This window comes from Thalassobacillus cyri, from assembly GCF_900107755.1.
In the GTDB taxonomy this organism is placed as follows: Bacteria; Bacillota; Bacilli; order Bacillales; family Halobacillaceae; genus Thalassobacillus; species Thalassobacillus cyri.
Genome location: NZ_FNQR01000005.1, coordinates 35,658 through 53,999 on the forward strand (window position 1 = coordinate 35,658; position 18,342 = coordinate 53,999).

Genomic DNA, 18,342 nt, shown 5'->3' on the forward strand with positions numbered 1-18,342 from the left:
ACACAGGTGGTTTTTTATCAAGGGGATAAATGGTTGTATTTTTTTTGATTATGGATAAATTGTAACGCATTGGCTAATACTTTTTTATTTTTTTCTGTAATTTCAGCTTTTCTTGGAATAGGTTTATAAAGACCCTCAGGATCATGCCAGGTTGTCGGAAGTTCAACAGGGGCTTGCTTTTGCCATTTATTTCTCCAATCCTCCGGTAATTCTCCCTGAAAAGGTTGACCAGATATCATTGTCTTCCAAATTTGAGCCCATGCTCTCGGTACTACCCGCCACATATCGTATCCGCCTCCGCCAAGCGCAATCCAACGTCCTCCACAATATTTATGGGCAAATTCATGAGCGAGTTGAGGTATACGTTCGTATGTTTTCATAGTAGAACATAAATGAGTCAATGGATCAAAGTAGTGAGCATCTGCTCCGTTCTGGGTCAAAATAACATCAGGCTGGAAATATTCTACTATTTCTTTGAGAGCGGATTCATATAAATCAAGAAAGGATTCGTCTTCTGTAAAAGCGTCGATAGGAAGGTTGAAGGAATAGCCATATCCTTCTTTAAGTCCCCGCTCCGTCACATTTCCTGTGCCGGGAAATAAGTACCGTCCAGTCTCATGAATAGACAGTGTACATACATTAGGGTCGTCGTAGAATAACCATTGGACGCCGTCCCCATGATGGGCGTCGGTATCCACATACAAAACCTTATAGTTATATTTTTTTCTAATATATTCTATACCGACCGCCCCATCATTATAGATGCAAAAGCCGGAAGCTTTTCGTTCAAAACCATGATGCAGGCCGCCGCCAAGGTTCAAGGCATGTTCATAGTTGTCTTCTAACACAGCATCAATGGCAGTCAATGTACTACCAACTAAAAGGGAAGAAGCCTCATGCATGCCAGTAAACATAGGAGTGTCTTCGGTACCGATGCCAAACTCCATACCTTCCTCTTCGGTTAGTGCTCCTTTGCTGGCCTTTTTAACAGCCTCTATATAGGTAGGACTATGTACCAGCGCCAACTCCTCTTCTGTAGCTAACCGGGGAGAGAGAAAATGTTCAGATTCCAATACTTTTTCAGCTTCGAGTAATTCTTTGGTCATCTGTACTCGCAATTGATTGAAGGGATGATCATCTCGAAAATGATACTGGATGAAAGCATCGGAATAAACGAATCCTGCCTGACATTTCATGATGACATCCCCGGCATGTTCGGCCATAACACTTCATATCCTGCTTCTTTCAAGTCCTCGATCGTAGGCATCGGATTCATGGTTTGAATACGGAAGACAAGTATTTTGTAGCTGGAATCAGGTTTGTAGGGATAAATTAACACGGAACTGATATTGACTTTTCTTTTCCCGAATACCTGTGTCACTTTCGGAAGGATGCCAGGTATATTTTTAACTTTGATTTCGATTTGAGAGCTTTGTACATTGGTTCCTGTCAATTGTATCAGCGTATATAGCATGTCTTTTTCTGTGATGATCCCTACCAGCTTATCTTCTTTCGTCACTGGTACACAAGCTATCTCGTGTTCATAAAATATGCTTGCCACTTCTTCGACAAAATCGAGCGGGTGGACAGTGATGACAGGATGGGACATGATGGTTTGTATTTCATTTTCAAACTCTTCCGGTTCCGAATCATCAAAAATTGATGGGCGGGCATCACGGACATCACGATCGGAAACAATCCCGATCACCTGATTTTCATCGTCAACAATCGGTAAATGCCGGATATGATGGTCATTCAACAGCTGGAGTGCTTTGCCGATAGTTTCTGAAGGTGCCATAGTGATTACATCTATTTTCATGATTTCTTCTACAAGCATTGGATTACCTCCCTTATTTTCGTTGTCTGTGACGGTTCAAAAATCTCAGTTCATCAAATTTTTCTATGGATGACTCGGGAACATGCTTGCCGAGACGTACCATCAAACAGTTTGCCGGATGAGATACAATTTCAGGGTCATCTGTCGGAGCAGGTTTCAGTCCGCCTGCCGCCATCATCTTTTCCATCACTTTTCGGTAATTCCATATGCTAAGCCCAGTACCTTTCAAATCCCAATGCCAATAGTACTCGGTGGAAATGATAATATAATTCTCCATAAATTCGTCCATCATCGCTACTTGCAGCAAATGAGAACCAACCCGGGCACCCCGGAAGTCTGGAATGACTTCAATGGCGCCAAGTTCAATCAAGTCTTCCATTTGAAACTCTGACCACCGCTCCAGAGGATCTGGATGCAGATAAGTTACATAGCCAGCTATGGTATTTTCATGTCTTGCAATGATAATACGGCCTTCTTCAAAGTCAGCAATGCTCTTGATTGCTTCGAATTGCTTTGGGCCTGGACGAAAGGCATTCAAATCTGGGTGAAATTCATAGTTGGAGAGTTCTTCAGAGGTAAGGGGACCTTCAATCACCAAAGGTCCATTTTCCGTATCTAGTTCCTTGGAATGATACGTCTTTACATGCTTCATCGATACACCACCTGCTATAAAGGTTATTATCACTGTTGTTTTCCATTATACATGAAATCTATCTAAATTGAATTTATCAGCTGGCACGAACCTTCCATGTAATCAAAAACTCCCCGCTCTGATTAAGGCAGAGTGGGGAGTTGACAATATATCATCCGTTATTGCTTTGATTAGTGGAATCGGTAGTCTCTTCTTCCGTGTTTTCATTCGTATTTCCATCTTCGCTGCCTGAATCGTTTCCACTGTCGTTATCGGTACTGCCTGAGTCACTAGTGTCAGAACCATCCGTGTTTGTCGGTTCATCCGATTCCTCACCAGCTGGTGGTTCTTCAGGCTGCTCCTGCGGATCTTCTTCTGGTTCCTCTTGAGGCTCTTCTGGAGAAGTATCAGCTGGTTCATCCGGTTCGCTAGGCTGTCCAGGAGATCCTACCTTGGTTGAAGAAGACAAGGAAGATTCCATTCCAAAGTAATCGACAGCACGAACTGCATAGAAACCGGCAGATCCAGAAAATCCATACTGCGTGTTTATGGTACTGCCAATCAGGCTGAACGGACCACCTTTAGAAGAAGCGCGATATATACGGTAACCTACCACATCATTACTGGATGAAGCAGACCAGCTGATAGCGGATCCGCTTGCTGAAACTCCACCAGGTGCGGCTGGGTTTTGACCGTCATTAGCAATACCTTCGGAAACGTTGGAGGCAGTTCCACTTGGTAAAGCGACATTGCTCCATTTCCCGGAAGAAGGTATCAGATGGCGAAGCTTTTCTGCAGTATTCAGATTGTTTTCTTTTAAGAATTCAGGATTTAACATAACTCCGCTTGAGCTTTCGTTGACAAATTCGCGTGGTGTATTAGGGCCTGCAACCACGGTTTTATCTTTCACTTTTACGAAATTACCGCCATTGATCAAGCTGTCATCTTTCTTAGATGGTGCGAACTTAGCATTATAGATGTCTGTTTCTACTAGCCCTGCTTTCGAACATAAGTCTGATGGCAATAGTCCTGATGTAGCGCAATAAGATCGCTGGACAATACCTTCTGGGCGTTGGAAGCCCTGGTTAGGAACAGCGACTTCCGGATTGACCTCAGAGATAGCATTAACGACACGCGCCCATAGTGTGGTATTACGGCTGCTATAACCATTACTATCAAGTTTAAGTTTGTAATCATAACCCATCCACATGCTTACGGTGATATTCGGGTTCGTAGCGATGAACCATGTATCCTTATAATCATTGGAGGTACCCGTTTTACCAGCCCAGTCGACACCTGGATTGGTAAGCTGTCCTTTAATGCCAGCGGCTGTTCCGTATTTAAGCACATCTCTCATCATATCCAGCGTCAAGTAAGAGGTTTGAGGACTGAAGACTTTTTCGGCTTTGCTTTCATGCTCGTAAATTGCTTCGCCGTTTTTATCGACAATCTTCTCAATCATGTAGGCATCGACAAACTTCCCGTTATTCCCCAATGTTGCAAAAGCGTTGGTGTTTTCTTCAATTGTCACTTCATGGGTACCAATAGCGGTAGTCTGCCATGAATAACCATTGTCAGAAATAGTAGTGAAACCCATGCCTTTGCCGTACTTTTTCATATCTACACTCTTTTTGGCTTCTGTAAAAGCTTTAACGGCAGGGACGTTATAAGATTTCGCCAAAGCGTAACGTACCGAAGTGAACCCGTGGTATCTTCCAGTATAGTTGCTCAATGTTGTATTAGTATTCTCATATTTATAAGGAACATCAGCAAACACAGAGCCAGGGTGAAGTACGCCTTCTTCGATTCCCGGCGCGTAAGCCAGTATTGGTTTCATGGTACTACCAGCAGAACGACGTGCTTGAGTAGCGTGATTCAACTCACCTTTATTAAAAAAATCACGCCCCCCTATAAAGGCAAGTACTTTGCCGGTTTTGTTTTCCATGATCACACTTCCTACTTGTACAGGCAGTGTGACATTTACCATGTTGCCATCAGCATCTTCCAATTGAGTAGTCTTATCTCGGCCATAATTGGTATATTCATTTTTGACTTTTTGGACGACATCATACATATCTTTATTTATTGTCGTATGCACTTTGTAACCGCCGGAACGAAGTTCACGTTCGGCATTTTGCTGGAATTCTTTTCTCAAGTCTTCATCATTCTTTAAATCTTCCATCGTGTAGCCAGCTTGTTTTGCTAGATTCCTAGTTAGAATCTCTTTTGCCCGGTCTTCCACTTCGAAGATCAGCCAAGGGTATTCATTGACTGAGGATGGTTCCGGTTTTGCCAGGTTAGCTTTTACGTCATAGTTGATCGCTTTGTCGTATTCCTTCTGGGTAATATAGCCGGCTTCCAGCATCCGGGACAAAACCTCACGCATTCTGCTAAGACCTGGTTCGATGTTTTCTTTTTGCTTTCCTCCATTAGTGAAAGGAGAGTAATAGGTAGGACTTTGAGGGAGTCCTGCTATGAATGCAGCTTGAGGGAGGGAGAGATCTTTTGCATCCACATTGAAAATTCCCTGGGCTGCTGTTTGAATACCAGCTATATTGCGGCCGTTCGCATCTCGACCGAACGGTACGATGTTCAAGTATGCCTCTAATATTTCGTCTTTTTCAAAGAAACGCTCTAAGCGAAGGGCAAGGAGAATTTCCTTAGCTTTACGTTCGAAAGATACTTCATTTGTCAAAATCTGGTTCTTTATCAATTGTTGTGTCAGCGTACTACCACCGGTTTTGACGGAAGCGTTGGTTACTTCCTGTGCGACAGCCCGCATAATCGCTTTAGGTACTACACCATCGTGTTCATTGAAATTAGCATCCTCTGTAGCGACGATGGCATTTTTTAAGTATGGAGCTACCTCTTCCAGGGTGACTTCCTCACGGTGTAAGTCGGACCGTATCTTTCCTAAGTATTTATTATCTGCAAAATAAAGTTCTGATGTGGAAGAATAATCATAGATATCCTGACTCATTTCTTCCTCACTTCTTACTGTTTCGTCTTTGACAAGTGATGCGAAATATCCTGCGCCTGCCCCACCGGCAAAAAACAGACCGATGACACCAAGGATAATAAAGAACAAAATGATATTCCAGGCAACATCATAGGTGATGCGGCTGGACTTTTGCAGTTTACCGCTTTGCCAAAATTCTTTGATTTTCTCTTTATTTATACCTTTTAATGGGTTATTAGACATAATAAGACCTCCTAAAATTCCAGTCTATATTATAACACAATCTGCCAGGGTCAGGTATGGACAAATTGAATTTAAGATTGCTTTTTTGAAATGACTATGGTAAAAATATTATTAAGTTAAATAGCAAAAGCAATGAACGATTGAAGTAGCAAGAGAATCCCTGTATTCCAGAGAGCCGCCGGCTGCTGTGAGGCGGTACACATTTATCCTGCGAATTACGATCCGGAGCTTTCTTCTGTATGGACAGAAGACGGTTTGAACCAAGCCGTTATCGATACAAGTGGCATGTTTTACGTGCAACAAGGGTGGTACCGCGACAATTCTCGTCCCTTTTTATTAAGGACGGGTTTTTTTATTTGGCCTTATGGATAAATTTACCATAAGGCTTGTTGGTTCAACCGTATTAAATGGAGGAGTGAAAGAATGAATATTTTACAGGATTTAGAACAGAGAGGCTTAATTAATCAAATTACAGATGAAGAAGGATTGAAGAAGCATCTGGAGGAAAACCAGGTGACATTATATTGTGGGTTCGATCCAACTGCCGATAGCTTACACATCGGACATCTGTTGCCAATCTTGATGTTGAAAAGATTCCAGCGTGCAGGGCATCGTCCAATAGCCTTAGTAGGCGGAGGCACAGGGATGATCGGAGATCCGAGCGGACGTTCCACAGAGCGGCAATTGAATGAAGCCCATATAGTAGAAGGCTTTAGCGAAAGTATTAAGAAACAGCTTGCCAAGCTGTTGGATTTTGATAAGGGGAAGAATGCGGCAGTCGCACGCAATAACTATGAATGGCTTTCTTCCATCAATATTATAGAGTTTCTGCGTGACACCGGAAAGCATTTTGGAATCAACTACATGCTAGCCAAAGATTCTGTCGAGTCCCGTATTGAACAGGGGATTTCTTACACAGAATTCAGTTACATGATCCTGCAATCGCTAGACTTCTACAACTTGTACCAAAAAGAGAATTGTACATTACAAATCGGAGGAAGCGACCAGTGGGGGAATATTACCGCCGGTCTTGAGTTCATACGTAGACGTACTGGTGGAGAAGAAGAAGTGAAGGCATTCGGACTCACTGTCCCGCTGGTGACAAAGGCAGATGGCAGTAAGTTCGGAAAAACAGCTGGTGGTGCGATTTGGCTTGATGAGAAAAAGACTTCTCCATACGAGTTTTACCAGTTCTGGATCAATACCGATGATCGTGATGTCATCAAGTTCTTGAAGTCTTTTACGTTCCTGGAGATGGAAGAAATCGCTGAATTGGAAAAAGATTTACAAGAACAGCCGGAAAAACGTGCGGCACAGCGCCGCTTGGCTGAAGAAATGACCGAGATGGTACATGGAAAGGGAGCATTAGAGCAAGCGCAGCGTATTACAGAAGCATTGTTCAGCGGGGATATCAAGTCATTGACCGGAGAAGAAATCGAACAAGGCTTCAAAGATGTTTCTACCCATACTGTAGACAATCAAGAAATCAGTTTAGTGGAGCTGTTGGTAGAAGCAGGCATTTCCTCTTCCAAGCGGCAGGCTCGTGAAGATATCAAGAACGGTGCGATTTACATCAATGGTGAGCGTCAGCAGGAGCTTAGCCACACATTGGAGGAGGAAGATCGTATCGAAGGAAAATTCACGATCATCCGCCGTGGTAAGAAGAAATATTTCATGGTTCGTTTTCAATAAAAGAAAAAAATGCTGTTTTTTCTAAGGAGTTGAGATAACCAGGAAAAACATTATAAATGGTAGCTTATAGCGAGTATGAAACCTCAGAAGTTTTATACTCGCTTCTTTGTTAAATTAATAGGAAAAGGAAATCCTGTTTCCACTGTCGGATTAACAAGTGAAATGGCATCGTCGCTAATTCGAGGGTAATAAAAAAAGCCATCCGAAAAACGGATGGCTTTTAGTGGAAGCATATTAACGAGAGTAGAACTCAACGATAAGTGCTTCGTTGATTTCAGAAGGAAGCTCAGCGCGTTCTGGAAGACGGCTGTAAGTACCTTCCATTTTGTCTTCATCAAAAGTAAGGTATTCAGGAACGAAGTTGTTCACTTCTACCGCTTCTTTGATAGAGTCAAGATTTTGGGATTTTTCGCGTAGGCCAATAACTTGACCAGGCTTCACGCGGTAAGATGGAATGTCAACACGTCCACCATCAACAGTCACGTGACCGTGGTTTACCAATTGACGAGCTTGGCGACGAGTACGAGCCAAGCCTAAGCGGTAAACAAGGTTATCCAAACGAGATTCTAGTAAAGTCATGAAGTTTTCACCATGGATACCTTTCATGTTACCAGCTTCTTCGAATAGGCGACGGAATTGACGTTCCGTTAGTCCATACATGAAGCGAAGCTTCTGCTTCTCTTGTAGTTGAAGACCGTATTCTGAAAGTTTTTTACGTTGGTTTGGACCATGCTGTCCTGGAGCGTAAGGGCGCTTGTCAAGCTCCTTACCTGTTCCGCTTAAAGAAATGCCAAGGCGACGTGACTTTTTCCAAGTCGGACCTGTATAGCGTGCCATAGGTATTTCCTCCTTTTTATTTTATTTGCATAAAATAAAAACAGTGTGTCCCACACACGATGCTCATTTTGTTTTCATGCACCATCGCTCCAGCAGCAGAGAGTTACACGATGCACCTCATATCCAGAGGAACAAAATGATGACAACGCAGGTTCACATAGGCTGCCATTTATTTTACACAAAGGCTATTATAGGCTCTACAGATATAGAAGTCAAGGAAGAATTGAAGATTTGAGGCTCAGCATTAATAAAGCTGCTCCAGGAGGACCGAAGCAGCAGGTGAAATTCATAGATGGAGTTCCAGAGTACGTACGAATTTTTCCAGGTACTCTTTATCCGAGTCGTCGAAGCGGCTTTTAGAAGGACTGTCGATATCCAAAACGCCAAAAACTTCTCCCTCTTTAAGCAGGGGAACGACGATTTCAGATTGACTGGCGGCATCACAGGCGATATGCCCGGGAAATGCATGCACATCATCTACGAGCTGGGTTTGTTTATCGGCAACTGCTGTGCCACAGACACCTTTGCCAGATGGAATCCGTACACAGGCAGGAAGGCCTTGGAATGGGCCTAAAACCAACTGATTTTCTTCCTCTTTCCAGATATAGAAACCAACCCAGTTGACATCCGCCAAAAATTGATTCAGTAAGGCAGAAGCATTGGAAAGGTTAGCTATTTGATCAGTTTCCCCTTCGAGCAAGGCAGCCAGCTGCTTGATTAATAGTTGATAGTTTTCTTCGCGGGTTCCATTATAGTGGATGGTGTGGAACATCTGATACCCCTCCAGTTTCTTAATTCGATATTTTTCGAGCCTGCCAGCGCAGGAATTGACGAACGTTTTTAACAGGATTCTTGCTTATTTGCGGCGAAATTCTTATCAATACAGAGAGGAGCTGATGTCCTGATGAAAAAGACCACGACCAGACAAAAAGTGATGGATGTCGCTTGCCGGCAATTCTTCCTCAAGGGGTACCATGGTACCTCGGTCAGGGATATTGCAGGCGAGGCAGCTGTGAATGTCTCATTGATCAGTTACTACTTCACCAACAAGCAAGGGCTTTTGGAAACGTTGATTATCGATTATTATGAAGATTATATCGATTTGATTGAGCAACAGACGGAAGCCCTGGATGAATTAGAACCAATTGACCGCCTATGTCGTCTGATTGAAGTAATTTTACATTATAAACAGGACCGTCATCAACTTACCTGTCTTATCCAACGGGAACTTTCTCTTGATAACCAATTTGTGCGTGAAATGCTCGTCACTTACCTGTCCAAAGAAAACCATTTACTATATGCTCTGTTTCAACAGGTTGTGACACCAGTGGTGAAAGAGAAAAGAGATACGAAATTTCTGTTCCTGCAATTCAAAGGTATGCTTCAGGCGCCATATGCAATGCCACATGATTGGAAGGATTTCGTGACTTTCGATCAATCACACAGCTATTTCGCTCAACAGTACAGCCGTACGGTGAAAAAGTGGGTCAAAATGCTTTGTGCTCAGTCAGTGATCAGTGTCTGATCGATTTGGTCAAGCCCCTGACCAATAGCTGAGCTGGTATGAGCATCGGATCCATAGACGAGTGGAATGCCTGCTTGATAAGCTTGTGTGGCTATCGGGTGAGGTGGATAGCTTTCCTTGCAGGCAGGCTTGTAATAGCCGGCCCCGTTATAGTCCAGTTGATAATTTTTTTGCTTGATAAGCTTTAACAGCTCGGGGATTGACTCATCCCAGCCTGCCGGAGATGGGAAAAGGTGGTGGAATTTCCTAATCAAAGTCATGTGCCCGATTCTGGTTGGTTTATAAGGACCAAGATCAGCCTGTATAGATTTCTCTAATGTGGAAAAATAACCTTGATATACCTTATCAACCGAGCCGAAATCTTCGACCACCTTTTGAAACGCCGACTCACTGAAGTCAATACAGTGGTACCTGCCGCTTGGTCCCTTTAGAAAATGGAGGGAAAGGATACTGTCATCCAGAACGTCGCCATAATCAGATAGAAAACGGGATGTTTGCTGCTGATACCCTTCGATATAGTCGACTTCGAGTCCGAGAAGAATGTCAATATCCTCTTGATATTCTTTTTTTATTTCTTGTATATCTCTGATATAACTTTCCATTAATGAACGTTTCATGCCACTATCTTTATCAGGTACCGGGTCATGGAACGATTCTGGTAATGGTGCATGTTCTGTAAATGTGATTGTTTGATAACCCTGTTTCAATGCTTGTTCCACATAGGCTTTAAACGAATCAGAAGAACCGTGTGGACAATAAGGTGTATGGACGTGACCGTCAGTAATCATCAAACTCCCCCTGTAGTGTAGAAAAATATGTCATATTGTTAATTATTTTGAAATATTTTAGCCAAAATGATCGTTCTCATGGTATCATAATTACAACAATTTATCATTTTGGAGCCTATTTTCCTCTATTGAAAGGTGTCATCTGTTAGGAGGCTGTTTATGGAGTATTTGATCGGGATAATTTTAGTGGTTATCGGGATCATCATATATGGGTTGATTGCTCGTAAAAAGATATATGATGAGGTCGATCGACTGGAAAATTGGAAAATGGACATCATGAATCGAAAAGTGACGGAAGAACTGTCAAAAGTGAAGAATCTGAATTTATCCGGAGAAACACACGAGAAGTTTGAAACATGGCGGGAACGCTGGGACAGTATTTTAACGCAAGAACTCCCGAATCTGGAAGAAGATTTATTCGATGTGGAAGAAGCAGCAGACCGTTACCGGTTCCGGAAAGCGAAGCAAAAAATTCAGCTGGTAGAAAAGAAGCTGGAAAACACGGAAATGGACATAGAAAAAATATTCAACGAACTTGAACAATTATTGGAATCAGAGGAGTCAAGCCGCCAGGAAGTCGAACAAATTGAGCCTGTAATAAAACAGCTGAAAAAAGAATTGATTCAAAACCGCCATAAATATGGCAAAGCATATCGTGGTTTTGATGAGGAAGTAAATGCGATTCAGCAAATGCTTAACGATTATCAACAGCTGGTAGAGCAAGGGGATTACATGGAAGCAAAACAGCTGGTCCACCAACTGAAAATTAGTCTGGAGGAGCTTCAACATCGGATCTCTGCATTCCCGTTATTATATAAAAAATGCCGGCAGGAAGTACCGACGCAGTTAGATGAAATCCTTGCTGGTATGGCGGAGATGAAAGAAGAAGGATTTCGCCTGAACCATCTTGGGTTTGAGAAAGAAATACATAATCACAGGGAAACCCTTGCTGGCTGTCTTACTGTAATGGAACAAAGCAGCATAGATGGTGTGGAAAATTCAATCACCGAAATCGAGGAGCGTATTCAAGAGATATATCAGTTACTTGAAAAAGAAGCAATTGCTCGAAACAATATCGAAAAACAATATGAGCCTTATCAGAGAGTGCTGGAAGAATCAGAACAGATTCTGCTTGCAACGAAAGAAGAGGTAAAAGAATTACAGCGGACCTATCACTTTGAAAATGAAGATGTGGAAAAACAACAACTGTTGGAAAAATGGATGATTAAGATCAAGAAGCAATTTCTTGATTTTCAAAAAAAATTGGAAGATGATACAACTTCGTACACCGAATTACAAGCGAAGCTGGAGGATTGCCAAAAACAATTAGAAGAACTGCAAGGGGAACATAAAGATTTCAGTGACAGAATTAGAGCCTTACGCAAAGATGAAAATGAAGCAAAGGAAAAGCTTGTCACTATGCAACAATCTTTATTGGATATAAATAGGAAATTAAATAAAAGTAATATGCCTGGAATTCCGGAGGAACTGGCGGTTGAATTGAATCAAGCGCACGAGGAGTTGAATAAGGTCTTCATGACTTTAGAGCAGCAACCACTGGAAATGACAAAAGTGAATGCTGCCCTTGACGATGCTTCGGCAAAAATCTCTAATGTAACAGAAGCTGCAAGTAACACGATGGATCAAGCACAGCTTGCAGAATACGTGATTCAATACGGAAATCGATATCGCAGCCAATATCCATTGATTGCTGCCAGGCTATCAGAAGCAGAACGGGAATTTCGGTCTTATCACTATGATACCGCGCTTGAACAAGCCACGGAAGCTATTCAAGAGATTGACCCGGATGTATTAAGCCGGTTAGAAACACAACAAAACGTTTTAGTTTAGGATGGGACCAATGAGAAAATGGTTAGTCGTTTTGTTAGGCCTATTGACCATTACCCTATGGTCAACAGTCATCTTCATTGCAGTCACCAAGATGCAAGGTGAGTTATATCCTGCAAGGCCGCATAGTGTTAAGGATAGCGCAGTGATCCAAGAACGCAGTGTGCCTCCTATTCCAAGGTTGTATGAATCGGAAGTAGAGAATAAAGGTACAGCAGAAGGTGAAACTATTATGGGAAAAATGGCGATTACAGAAGCTTGGGTAGATGACGTTGCAGAAGACGGACGTCTTTCGATTGATACGTTATTGGCATCATTGGAAGTTGACCAAGATCCAACAGAATAGAATTGTTAGGATACAGGGACCGTCATGACTTAGTGACAGTTCCTGTATTGTTTATTTTTAACATAAGTTATGATAATATATGAGATTGCAAAATAACGCCGAAGGGGACATCCCGATGATTTATTTAGATAATAGTGCAACGACGAAACCATTTCCGGAAGTAGTCCAGAGCTTTCAAAAAGTAGCAGAACAATATTATGCCAACCCCTCTTCCATTCACCGTTTTGGAAGTGAAGCGGAGCGTTTATTGCTACAATCAAAAAAACAAGCAGCTCAGCTTCTGAAGGTATCTCCGGAAGAGGTGATTTTCACATCAGGAGGCACAGAAGGGAACAACATTGCGATTAAAGGGATTGCATTAGAACATCAGAATCGAGGGAAGCATATTATTACTTCCCAAATTGAACATCCTTCTGTTATACAAGCATGCGGGGCTTTGGAGTCGTTAGGATTTGAAGTTACCTATCTGCCTGTGACGGAGACTGGTTCCGTGCGGATTGATGATATAAAGGCAAGCATACGGCCGGATACGATATTAATCAGTATCATGTCTGTGAATAATGAGCTGGGGACTGTCCAGCCGATTGGTGAAATCGGTCACGTCGTTAAGCAATATCCAAAAATATTTTTCCATGTCGATCATGTCCAGGGACTTGGGAAAGTAGATATCGACTTTTATGACTGTGGAATCGATTTATGTACCATGTCTGGTCATAAGATACATGGCTTGAATGGTACTGGAGCTTTATTCGTGAAAAAGGGGACGACACTCTTTCCTCTTCATCACGGTGGCGGCCAGGAAGGGGCTTACCGGGCAGGAACAGAAAATCTGGCAGGCAACGTCTCTTTTGTAAAAGCATTGCGTATGATTATGGAACAAAAACAAACAGCAGTAAAAAAGCTTGAAACTTTGAATCAGCGGTTGAGAGAAAGGTTAGCTGCTATTCCTTACGTCATTATCAATTCGCCGACGGATGCGGCAGCCCATATTGTTAATATTTCTGTCCCGGGCTTTAAGCCGGAAGTTATTATCCATGCTCTCGGAGAAAATGATATATACATTTCAACTATGTCTGCCTGCTCTTCGAAGCGATCAGATGAAAGTGCTGTCTTGGCTGCTTGCCGACTGAGAGAAGACAGGACCACAAGTGCATTGCGAGTCAGTATGTCTTTTGAAAATACGCAAGAAGATGTTGATACATTTGTAAGTGAATTGAAAAAAGTACTAATGGAATTAAACAAAGTGATGGGGTAGATAAACGATGCAATTCAATCAAATCATGGTGCGTTATGGTGAAATGGCGCTAAAAGGGAAAAATCGTCATAAGTTTGAACAAAAGCTGCAAAGTAATCTGACACATAAATTGAAACGATATCCGGCTACTAGGCTCAAGAAAACAAGAGATCGTATGTATGTCATGTTGAATGGAGAAGATCCATATAAAGTCATGGAAACGTGTCAGGAAGTGTTTGGCATTCAGAGTTTAAGCTTTGCGGTTCGGACCGAACAAGATGAAGACAAAATCAAAGAAGCAGCGCTGTTTGCTTTTAATGAGGCAGACAATGCAAAGACTTTCAAAATATCTGCCAAGCGCACGGATAAAACCTTCCCGGTGGGATCGCAGGAAATGAATCAGCGTTTGGGCGGTTATATCCTAAAAAATACAGAAGATGTGACGGTGGATGTGCACAACCCTGATGTTGAGATTACTGTAGAAATCCGCCAGGACGCAGTTTATATTACTTCTAAAAAGTATCCTGGTGCAGGTGGTTTGCCAGTAGGTACTACAGGCAAAACTTTATTGCTTTTATCCGGAGGGATTGATAGTCCGGTTGCCGGCTATCTCGCCATGAAGCGTGGTGTCGAAGTCGAAGCGATTCACTTTCATTCACCACCCTACACAAGTGAGCGGGCAAAACAGAAAGTGATGGATTTAGCACAGGAAATGACACGCTTTGGTATTAAATTGAAAGTGCATATCATACCGTTTACGAATATTCAGCAAAAAATCCATCAAGAAATGCCGGAAGGCTACAGTATGACCATTATGAGAAGACTAATGCTGCGAATCAGTGAGGCTGTGGCAAAAGAACAAGATATTCTATCCATGACCACTGGGGAATCCCTCGGCCAGGTAGCAAGTCAAACAATGGAAAGTATGAGCGCTATCAACGATGTGACCAACTATCCAGTTATCCGCCCGTTGGTCGCCATGGATAAGCTTGATATCATATCGATTTCTCAACAAATAGGTACGTATGATATTTCCATCCGGCCTTATGAAGATTGTTGTACAGTTTTTGTACCAAAATCTCCTAAAACCAGACCGAGTAAAGAAAAAGCTCAGTATTACGAAGCGGCAGTTGATTTTTCTGAAGATATCAAACAGGCAGTAGAGCAAAGAGAAATAATCAAGCTTAAACTTCAAACAGAGACGAAAACAGAAAATGAATTTGAAGATTTGTTCTAAAAGTGCGCTATGACGACATTCAGCCTACTAGAAACAAATACCAGTGTAAGATTTGAATGAAAAAAATCCTCGTTACGCATGATAGAAGTAACGAGGAGGTGAAACAACATGGCGAACAACAATAGCTCAAACCAATTAGTAGTACCTGGTGTACAACAAGCTTTGGATCAAATGAAAACTGAAATCGCTCAAGAGTTCGGCGTTCAACTTGGTCCAGATTCAACTTCCCGTGCCAACGGTTCTGTTGGTGGTGAAATCACTAAACGCTTGGTTCAACAAGCTGAGCAACAATTTGGTGGACAACAATAACTAAAAAATTATATGTATGGCTAAAGTCTTGCTGTTCTTCAGCAAGGCTTTTCTTTATGATAAGTATATGGTGTTTTAACTATTAAGTCTGTAAAACGGTTATGCTTACTCTTAGTTTGACCGGGAAAGCAAACATGCTTTATTAAGAAGGGAGACGATATTATGCCGGAATTATGGTATGGTGGCAAAATATATACAATGGAGAAGGAAGGCGAATGGGTAGAGGCAGTAGTTACAGATCATGGAAAAATTATCGCAGTAGGAAACAGCCAGCAGCTGTATCATACATATGAAAAACAGTTGACGAAAGAATATAACCTGATGGGACACGTCATGTATCCGGGATTTGTGGATAGTCACTTACATATCATTGGCCATGGCGAGCGTCTTCAACGGCTGGATTTGTCTTTTATGAAATCTGCCGAGGAAGTGAAATGGGCATTGAGTCAGCATGCCGAGCAGATTCCTAAAGGAGAATGGATCATTGGTGAGGGGTGGAATGAAAATCAATGGGAAGACCAGCGGATTATTTATAAAGATGAACTGGATGAGATCACTACCGATCATCCTATGATGCTGACAAGGATTTGCCGACATGCACTGCTTGCCAACTCAAAGGCGATGGAGTTCGGCGGAGTAACTGCTGCTACCCCCGATCCTCAAGGTGGACTGATTGTTCGCTCTGAACTCGGAGAACCGCTTGGCTACTTTCATGATCAAGCACAGGAGCTAATCAAACAAGCGATGCCGGAAGTGACTCCCCAATACCTGGAACGGGCGTTGAAACTAGCGGTAAATGATATGCACATGAATGGTCTGGTTGGCGGCCATAGTGAAGACTTAAATTACTATGGTGGTTTTCAAAAAACTTTTGATGCCTTTCGGACAGTCATCGATGAGAAGCGATTGAAGTTTCGGGCTCATTTATTGGTACATCATGAAGTCGTGGAAGATATGCATGACAACGGATATAAGTTTAAAAGTGGAACGGATTTTGTTGAACTAGGTGCCATGAAAATATTCTCAGATGGGGCCCTTGGAGGAAGGACAGCCTGGCTATCAGAAGCTTATGCAGATGATCCACTGAATCGCGGTGTAGCCATCCATGAAAAGAAATCACTAGAAACACTTATCCGTCAGGCCAGGGACAAACAAATGCCTGTAGCCGTACATGCAATTGGGGACCAGGCAGTTGAGACAATTGCAGATATTCTCCGGGAAAACCCTTTGTCTACCGGCGAAAGGGACCGTATTATTCATGCACAAATAATGCGCGATGAATTATATGAGAAATTGGCCGGCTTGAATGTCATATTGGATTTACAGCCAACTTTTGTCGCTTCAGATTTCCCTTGGGTAATCGACCGGATCGGTGAGCATCGTCTGAAGGATGCTTATGCGTGGAAAACCTTATTAGATAAAGGTATTCGTTGCGCAGGAGGGTCAGATGCGCCGATCGAAGAGATCAATCCCCTGTTGGGAATTCGAGCCGCAGTCGAACGGCGGGCAAGCTATGATCAGAAAGTCTATAATCCTTCCCAGCAGCTGTCTATGTATGAAGCGATTTCCCTGTATACAAGCGGAAGTGCATTTGCTATCAAACATGAACACGACCGAGGCAAGATAAAAGAGGGGTACACTGCAGATTTCACTGTATTAGATCGAGACCTATTTACGCTTGCAGCCCATGAAATTGTCGATACGAATGTGTCGATGACGGTAGTAGATGGAGAGGTTGTATATCAAAGAACTTAGTAATAAGGCTTTGTTAAATCTTAAAGTTGATTTTACAGTTAAGTTCCCTTTACATGAAGACTCAGTTTTGAGATAAGTTGTTTCCGTTACGGTTAAGAGCCTTAGGAGGTCCGGGAAATCACTCGCTTTCCATGGGAGTACGGTGGGCTTCCGCGGGCTAAAGCCCTGCGGGATCTTACCATGTACTTTAATCCCATAGGACTTTGAATAAGCTCTTATAAAAATCCAACAACGTTTAACAGAGTGAATAATAAAGGCCTGGCACGTTTAGTTAGTGCCAGGCCTTTATTGTATTATAAAAAGGTTCGTTGAACGCGATCCCAGAAAGTATTATCTTTCATTTTGACAGTCTTGATGACACGGTCGCTCAGATTAATGGACAATTCTTTAATGTTACGTATGGAGTACGCTTCATTATCCATACCAATGATTGGATAATCATTACCATCCTGCTGGACATGTAACTTCAGTGTCCTTTCTCCACTTAATACAAATGGGGAGCCAAGTGTCCGGTAACGATTATTATTCAGTGACGCGACTTCACTTACCTGGAAACAAGGGAGCTTCGGATCGATCACAGCACCTTTGGTTGATTTGTTGTAACCAGTACTTCCAGTTGGTGTGGCTACCACTAAACCATCACCACGGAATGTCTCGAATGGACGATCGTCGATAAAAACGTCGACCACAATTGTTTTGATTAATGTTGAACGCAGGCTGCATTCATTTAAACAGAGCATTGTGGATTCATTATTGACGGTCGCTTCAATAACCGGAAATCTTCTGACTTCCAAGTCGGCATTGACCATGGAGTCGACCATCGTGTCAAAGTCGTCAATATTAAAATCACAGTATAGACCTGCTTCGTCTTCTCTTCGGATACCTACGTACAGGCAATCCTGGCGGAATCCTGTTTTTCTGACAGCTTGAAGGAATGTTCCGTCTCCTCCAACACTGATAATGATATTTGCATCTTTCGCATCATTCAATATGGTAAAACCATTTTTTTCAGCAAGCTCAAATAATGGCTGGAGCTTTGTATCAAGCTCTTCGTTTGGTGGATAATAGAAAAAAAGGTTCTGTCTGTTATTCGACATATGT

16 protein-coding genes and 1 other annotated feature are annotated in these 18,342 nt (G+C 42.4%); of the genes, 8 read left to right on the forward strand and 8 right to left on the reverse strand.

Annotation, left to right across the window (positions count from 1 at the left end; translation table 11 throughout):
• Nucleotides 1-17: 17 nt before the first annotated feature.
• The 4 genes from BLV00_RS07625 to BLV00_RS07640 form a co-directional block, all read right to left on the reverse strand.
• Nucleotides 18-1,196 (reverse strand): acetoin utilization protein AcuC, encoded by a 1,179-nt coding sequence (locus BLV00_RS07625; RefSeq protein ID WP_093044465.1) that lies wholly within the window; start codon nucleotides 1,194-1,196, stop codon nucleotides 18-20.
• On the reverse strand, nucleotides 1,193-1,837 hold the full coding sequence (locus tag BLV00_RS07630) for an acetoin utilization AcuB family protein (protein ID WP_093044098.1): 645 nt from the start codon (nucleotides 1,835-1,837) through the stop codon (nucleotides 1,193-1,195). The genes BLV00_RS07625 and BLV00_RS07630 overlap by 4 nt, the downstream gene beginning before the upstream one ends.
• A gap of 13 nt (nucleotides 1,838-1,850) precedes the next feature.
• Nucleotides 1,851-2,489, reverse strand: coding sequence for a GNAT family N-acetyltransferase (locus BLV00_RS07635; protein WP_093044100.1), 639 nt, complete (start codon nucleotides 2,487-2,489; stop codon nucleotides 1,851-1,853).
• 151 nt (nucleotides 2,490-2,640) lie between these two features.
• Nucleotides 2,641-5,670 carry a transglycosylase domain-containing protein gene (locus tag BLV00_RS07640; protein ID WP_093044102.1) on the reverse strand — a complete coding sequence of 1,010 codons (3,030 nt, stop codon included), beginning with the start codon at nucleotides 5,668-5,670 and terminating at the stop codon, nucleotides 2,641-2,643.
• 123 nt (nucleotides 5,671-5,793) lie between these two features.
• Nucleotides 5,794-6,004 (forward strand) — a binding site (T-box leader).
• Nucleotides 6,005-6,093: 89 nt separating this feature from the next.
• Here BLV00_RS07640 and tyrS point away from each other — a divergent pair.
• The gene (gene tyrS / locus BLV00_RS07645; protein WP_093044104.1) at nucleotides 6,094-7,362 is read left to right on the forward strand and encodes a tyrosine--tRNA ligase; all 1,269 of its coding nucleotides are present in this window, start codon (nucleotides 6,094-6,096) and stop codon (nucleotides 7,360-7,362) included.
• A 234-nt stretch (nucleotides 7,363-7,596) separates the two neighbouring features.
• Here tyrS and rpsD read toward each other — a convergent pair whose 3' ends face one another.
• On the reverse strand, nucleotides 7,597-8,199 hold the full coding sequence (rpsD, locus tag BLV00_RS07650; protein WP_093044106.1) for a 30S ribosomal protein S4: 603 nt from the start codon (nucleotides 8,197-8,199) through the stop codon (nucleotides 7,597-7,599).
• A gap of 286 nt (nucleotides 8,200-8,485) precedes the next feature.
• Nucleotides 8,486-8,971 (reverse strand): GAF domain-containing protein, encoded by a 486-nt coding sequence (locus BLV00_RS07655; RefSeq protein WP_093044108.1) that lies wholly within the window; start codon nucleotides 8,969-8,971, stop codon nucleotides 8,486-8,488.
• A gap of 132 nt (nucleotides 8,972-9,103) precedes the next feature.
• Here BLV00_RS07655 and refZ point away from each other — a divergent pair, with 132 nt between their 5' ends.
• Nucleotides 9,104-9,724 (forward strand): forespore capture DNA-binding protein RefZ, encoded by a 621-nt coding sequence (gene refZ, locus BLV00_RS07660; RefSeq protein ID WP_093044110.1) that lies wholly within the window; start codon nucleotides 9,104-9,106, stop codon nucleotides 9,722-9,724.
• Here the strand turns inward: refZ and hisJ are convergent.
• On the reverse strand, nucleotides 9,703-10,512 hold the full coding sequence (gene hisJ, locus BLV00_RS07665) for a histidinol-phosphatase HisJ (RefSeq protein WP_093044112.1): 810 nt from the start codon (nucleotides 10,510-10,512) through the stop codon (nucleotides 9,703-9,705). The two genes, refZ and hisJ, sit on opposite strands and share 22 nt — an antisense overlap.
• 159 nt (nucleotides 10,513-10,671) lie before the next feature.
• On the opposite strand from hisJ, the gene ezrA reads away from it, so the two are divergent.
• The 6 genes from ezrA to BLV00_RS07695 all read left to right on the forward strand — a co-directional run bounded on the left by ezrA (nucleotide 10,672) and on the right by BLV00_RS07695 (nucleotide 17,241).
• Complete coding sequence (ezrA, locus tag BLV00_RS07670) at nucleotides 10,672-12,363, forward strand: septation ring formation regulator EzrA (protein WP_093044114.1); 1,692 nt, start codon at nucleotides 10,672-10,674, stop codon at nucleotides 12,361-12,363.
• 10 nt (nucleotides 12,364-12,373) lie between these two features.
• The gene (locus tag BLV00_RS07675) at nucleotides 12,374-12,706 is read left to right on the forward strand and encodes a hypothetical protein (RefSeq protein ID WP_093044116.1); all 333 of its coding nucleotides are present in this window, start codon (nucleotides 12,374-12,376) and stop codon (nucleotides 12,704-12,706) included.
• Between the two features lie 115 nt (nucleotides 12,707-12,821).
• Nucleotides 12,822-13,961, forward strand: a complete 1,140-nt coding sequence (locus BLV00_RS07680; protein WP_093044118.1) for a cysteine desulfurase family protein — start codon at nucleotides 12,822-12,824, stop codon at nucleotides 13,959-13,961.
• 7 nt (nucleotides 13,962-13,968) lie between these two features.
• Entirely contained in the window at nucleotides 13,969-15,177 is a 1,209-nt protein-coding gene (gene thiI, locus BLV00_RS07685; RefSeq protein ID WP_093044120.1) for a tRNA uracil 4-sulfurtransferase ThiI, read from the forward strand.
• A gap of 108 nt (nucleotides 15,178-15,285) precedes the next feature.
• Entirely contained in the window at nucleotides 15,286-15,486 is a 201-nt protein-coding gene (locus BLV00_RS07690; RefSeq protein WP_028783467.1) for an alpha/beta-type small acid-soluble spore protein, read from the forward strand.
• A gap of 162 nt (nucleotides 15,487-15,648) precedes the next feature.
• On the forward strand, nucleotides 15,649-17,241 hold the full coding sequence (locus BLV00_RS07695; RefSeq protein WP_093044122.1) for an amidohydrolase: 1,593 nt from the start codon (nucleotides 15,649-15,651) through the stop codon (nucleotides 17,239-17,241).
• 293 nt (nucleotides 17,242-17,534) lie between these two features.
• Here the strand turns inward: BLV00_RS07695 and BLV00_RS07700 are convergent, their stop codons facing one another.
• A complete protein-coding gene (locus BLV00_RS07700) occupies nucleotides 17,535-18,338 on the reverse strand; it encodes an NAD kinase (RefSeq protein WP_093044124.1) in 804 nt (267 codons plus the stop codon).
• Nucleotides 18,339-18,342 lie beyond the last annotated feature (4 nt).